This is a genomic window from Limosilactobacillus reuteri, from assembly GCF_020785355.1.
GTDB lineage: Bacteria > Bacillota > Bacilli > Lactobacillales > Lactobacillaceae > Limosilactobacillus > Limosilactobacillus reuteri_I.
This window is the reverse complement of sequence record NZ_JAJGVH010000016.1, coordinates 1-5,092: the sequence shown is the minus strand read 5'-3', so window position 1 is coordinate 5,092 and position 5,092 is coordinate 1. Positions and strand designations below refer to the sequence as shown.

Here is a 5,092-nt window from a genome sequence, read left to right as displayed (position 1 = left end):
GATTCCACCTCACAGTGGACACCCTTGTCCTCAGCTCATGGTTCCGACTACTACGGCCCATAGCGGACTCTCACCGCCTAGCTAATACCCATGCCGGGCGCACATAAAAAATAGCAAGGTTGGAAGAAATTTCAGCCTTGCTATTTTATTTAGGGAATGTTTTTACTAAAGGTTATTTTGTCCTTGCTTTTGCTTCCTGCATCCATTTTGAAATTCCAATTGAAATTGCGACTCCAATCCCCAGGGGAAGAAAAGCTGTAAAGTTAAGGTGACAAACTTCAAATAACATAAATAATGCCATTAACGGTGCTTGTTGTGATGCTGCTAAAAATAATGAGGCCCCGATAACTGCACACTGCGTTAAGGTAACAACCGGGAAGAAGTGCATATAAGGAATACCGAGAAATACTCCAATAACTGCTCCAGCGGCAATCGATGGCGTCAGTGTTCCTCCATAGCCCCCACATTTGATTGTAAATAAGGTAACTACTACTTTAGCAACGAGACCAAATAAGAGCGCTCCTAGGACCTGGGAATTGACGGTGGTCGTATTCATGGCTAATTGAGCAAGTCCCCGTCCATTTCCCATAATCTGTGGATAAAAGGCTGCAATTACTCCTGCTGAGAATGATAAAAGTGGTAATTGCCAGAAAATATTTTTACCCGTTGCCCGTTTACTAGAAGCTGCTTTAACTCCTTGTTTAAACCAAGTTCCGGTTACTCCAAGGATTAAGCCTAACACAATTGCTAATGGAACAGATAGCAAAGAGAAATCACGGCTTCCGACAATATAATATGGTTCGAATCCTTTTAAAATCGAACCAATCATCGTTGCAATTACTGACATGATTAAGCTAACGGAAACTGAACGAGCATTAATGCGCCGGTATAAAATTTCTAAACAGAAAACAGTTCCTGTAATAGGTGCAATATAGACCCCCGCGAAGCCAGCTCCAGCAGCAGCGGCGATTAATAAACGTTTATCTTCATCATTGATGTGCAACCATCGATAAGAATCAAGCACTCGGGACCATTTCTGAGCGATAGCCGCCCCTGCTTCTCGTGGGGCTAATTCACGACCGATGGAATTCCCAGTACCTACAAAAAAGATCTGGGTAACCACGTGAATAAATGTTTTTCTTAACGGCATCTCTTTACCATTCAGGGCATTCTTAATACTAACTGGATGATAATGACGTTGAAGAAAGTACCAAATAATTGTAGCAATTATCCCCCCTATTAGCACCGAGGCAAATCGATGAAGAGGAAAAATATTAATATTAACTGGAATCTTATTTGTCTCGTTAAAGTTTAAAAAATAGTGCTCTGTTAAATCTAGAATAGCGCTAAGGATCAATGAGCTAAAACCAACGACTATTCCAAGAATAACCGTTGCAATAGCTAATGGAATGTTCTCTTGCGTTTCTTTCATCTTCTCGTCTCCTATAAAAATAAATCACCTTTCAGTGTATCACGGATGAATGTAAAAAGATAACAACAATCTCTCACTATGTTGAATATTATGTAAACTAAAATAAGACCGAAGAATAAGCGCTAAACTTCTTCCTCGGTCTTATCTTCTATCTCAGATTATTGTTGGACATATGTTTGTGTTTGGGGATTAAATTCAAATGTTAATTTTTGATCATTTAATTCTACAAAGATCTTCCGGTAATTTTTATCATAACCATTATGAGCCATATCTATTGTTACTCTATTTTGAGAAGCCTTGATTTGATAAAGGTTGTATTCACCACTTTGATAAGCAAAGTCAAGGCCGTTATCTTGGTAATGAATATATGAGGCATGTTGTCCATATAAGCGGAAGGTCATTGTTTCATTAGGTTCATCACTAATATGACTTACTTCAGGTCCCCATGGAATAATCGTATTCTTTTTAACGAATAATGGTAACTTATCAATTGGCGCTTCGACTAAAATTGACCGCTTACCTGCATATTCAACACCGTTCCAAAAGTCAATCCACTCCCCTGCTGGTAAGTAGACTGCTCGTGTATTTTGGCCTTCTTGAACTACGGGAGCAACTAGTAATTCATCGCCAACCATATATTCATCGTTCATTGTCCGAACAGCAGGATCTTGATCGTAGTTTAATACTAACGGACGCATTATTCCGAGCCCATTCTTTGTCTCCTTGTAACAAAGGTCGTATAAGAATGGAATAAAACGATATCTTAACTTTAAATACTTCCGGTAGATTGAGAGCGTTGGTTCACCGAATACCCAAGGTTCTTGTGCACGGGTTCCCATTGAAGCATGATTACGATAGAGCGGACTAAATAAGGCCGCTTCAATCCACCGTGTTAGCATTTCGGCCGTGGCATCTGCACCAAATCCACCAATATCAGTTCCCGCAAAGGTAAAGCCACTCATTCCTAAGTTGCATAATTGAGGAATCATCATTTGTAGATGAGGCCACAAACTTTGGTTATCACCTGTCCAGACGGTTGAATACTTTTGCGTTCCCGCATAAGCCGCCCGGGTAATGACATAAGGTCGTTTATGACTGTATTTCTTTAATCCATTGTAAGTAGCCTTTGCCATATTATGTCCGTAAACATTATGCAATTTCTTATGGGTAGAAGGGTATTTTCCGTCACTAAAGACAATATTATCAGGGATTTCACCTTCAAATGATGCTGGTTCGTTCATATCGTCCCAAATTCCAGCTGTTCCGGTATCAACAAGGTATTTACAATTATCGGCCCACCATTGTTGTACCTCTTCTCGGCCAAAGTCAGGGAAAACAGCATCACCAGGCCAAACCTTATTAACATAAACGGTTCCATCAGGATTCTTAACAAAGTATCCTTTCTTAATTCCTTCTTTATAAATTTTATACTTTTTATCTTGCTTAACACCGGGGTCAATAATCGGCATTACTCTAAATCCTTGGTCTCTCAACTTTGAAACAAATGCTTGAGGATCAGTAAACTTTTCTTTGTTCCAAGTAAATACTCGGTAACCATCCATATAGTCAATGTCAAAGTGGATCACGTCACAAGGAAGATCATTTTCTCGTAGTTTAGTCGCAATCTCTTGAACTTTTTCAGGACTTACACTATATCCCCAACGCGATTGCTGATAACCAAGTACCCATTTTTGTGGCAATGGAACGCGCCCAGTAAGGTAAGTATAATTTGTAACAATATCGCTCAAGTGCGGACCACCGATAATGTAATAATCAAGGTTACCGGCAACTGCAGAATAAAAGTAGTAATTGATATTTTCTTTTCCTAAATCAAGATGACTACGATAAGGATTATCAAAGAAGAGACCATATGGATGACCATTCTTCAAACCTAACATAAAAGGAATAGACTTATAAAGCCGGGTAAAACTTTCTACTTGGGGTGCCGGATTATCAGTGTTCCAGTTATCGTATTCGTAGCCTCGTTTATTCAAATACCCAGTTTTATCACCAAGACCATATATCTGTTCATCAGTGGCTAAAGATTTAATTACCTCAAAATATGTCTTATCTCGGTCACTTCCACCAGCAATATCGTGACCTTCTGCGGCAACTAATTTTGCATGAGCCTCATCTAATCCACGGTCAATTGGTGTTCGTTTGCCCTGATAATCAATAATTAATGGATGACCATCTTTGTCATAAACATCTATTTTCTCATCGTCGTATATTTTTACAATTAACGCCGCCGTAGTTAATTCAAGATGGTCACCATGATCTAAGACAGTAAAGTTAGTTTTAATTGTTTTGTTGCCTTCAATAGCATATGATGCTCCTTTTTCACCGTGATCTTGAAATACCCGAATAATTTCAGGCGTAATAACTGATAAAACAATAGCACTGTTTTGATAATTAATTGTAATTCTTTGATCAACAGTCGCATATCCACGTAATTGGTTATTCATTAATGTCGTCCTTCCTCTTTTTTTACTTTTATTGTATCGCATTTATTTTAAATGTAAACGTTTTCGTGAAGGGAGGATAACTTTTTAAGAATAAATGGGATATAATTAAATGTAATAATGAAAATGAATGAGGCTTATAAATAATGCATAAAAAAGTACAAATCGGATTCGGACTTTTTTGTTGGATTTTATTCGGAGTATTACTCTTTAATGTTTTAACTAAATCTCCATTTGTTCGTTTAATCGATGCAGGTGGCTTTGATCTGACTGCCCCAGTGTCTAAGTTTAAGACTACTATCCTGACCGAATTAACCTTTATGGGTGACCCAGTTACAGTCGGCATTATAACAATCGGCTTAATGCTCCTGTTATGGCGTCGCGGAAGAGCAACTGATAGTGTTTGGTATGGCATGTTACAATTTATTGGTTACTGTTTAGTTATCTTCATCAAGTATAGCGTTACTCGTCTTCGTCCTTCCTTTCGGTTAATTGATGTTAGTGGATATAGTTTCCCAAGTGGGCATACCTTTTCAACTGCTATTTTCACTTTTACGATCCTAGCCCTCCTTTTACCCTATTGTAAAGTTAAGTGGCAGAAGATAATCTTAGGAATCGTCGGCGCTCTATGGATCATTATTATTATGTATTCGCGAGTTTATTTACGAGCTCATTTTACTTCCGATGTGATTGGGGCCTTTTTATTAGCTAGTGGATGGTGGTTATTAGCTAATAGTCAGCGCGCTATTTTCTTTCATTGGTTACAAAAACCAGTCAATAAAGTCTAACTATCAAAACACTGAGCTGTAATCAATGAGCAATTATAGCTCAGTGTTTTGCTGTTTTATTACTATTTCTGGGTCAACTAAGATGGCCTTTATAGAGCATAATAAAACCCTCTTTAGCGATATCCGAACTCTAATTCAACTTCATTTCCATTGATTTTTATAGTAAGACGTGCCGTAAAAACTTGCTTCTTAAAATCACTTGTTTTATTTTTGAAAACCGGGACAATAAATTTCATTTTGTTCTGTCACAACATATAAAAAAAGGATATGCACCGTTAAACGATACATATCCTTTTACTATTGCGCGGCAACGTCCTATCCTCGCAGGGAGCGATCCCCCAACTACTTTCGGCGTGTTGAAGCTTAACTTCTGTGTTCGGCATGGGAACAGGTGTATCCTTCAAGCCATC

The 5,092-nt window shown here is 38.3% G+C and carries 3 protein-coding genes and 1 rRNA gene; 1 reads left to right on the top strand and 3 read right to left on the bottom strand.

Annotation, left to right across the window (positions count from 1 at the left end; translation table 11 throughout):
* Positions 1-172: 172 nt before the first annotated feature.
* Positions 173-1,432, bottom strand: a complete 1,260-nt coding sequence (locus LMB56_RS00095) for a chloride channel protein (RefSeq protein ID WP_229283313.1) — start codon at positions 1,430-1,432, stop codon at positions 173-175.
* Between the two features lie 158 nt (positions 1,433-1,590).
* Positions 1,591-3,897 (bottom strand): glycoside hydrolase family 31 protein, encoded by a 2,307-nt coding sequence (locus LMB56_RS00090; RefSeq protein ID WP_229283314.1) that lies wholly within the window; start codon positions 3,895-3,897, stop codon positions 1,591-1,593.
* Between the two features lie 143 nt (positions 3,898-4,040).
* On the opposite strand from LMB56_RS00090, the gene LMB56_RS00085 reads away from it, so the two are divergent.
* Positions 4,041-4,682, top strand: coding sequence for a phosphatase PAP2 family protein (locus LMB56_RS00085; RefSeq protein WP_229283315.1), 642 nt, complete (start codon positions 4,041-4,043; stop codon positions 4,680-4,682).
* Positions 4,683-4,984: 302 nt separating this feature from the next.
* Here LMB56_RS00085 and rrf read toward each other — a convergent pair.
* Positions 4,985-5,092, bottom strand: a 5S ribosomal RNA gene (rrf, locus tag LMB56_RS00080); the annotation flags it as partial.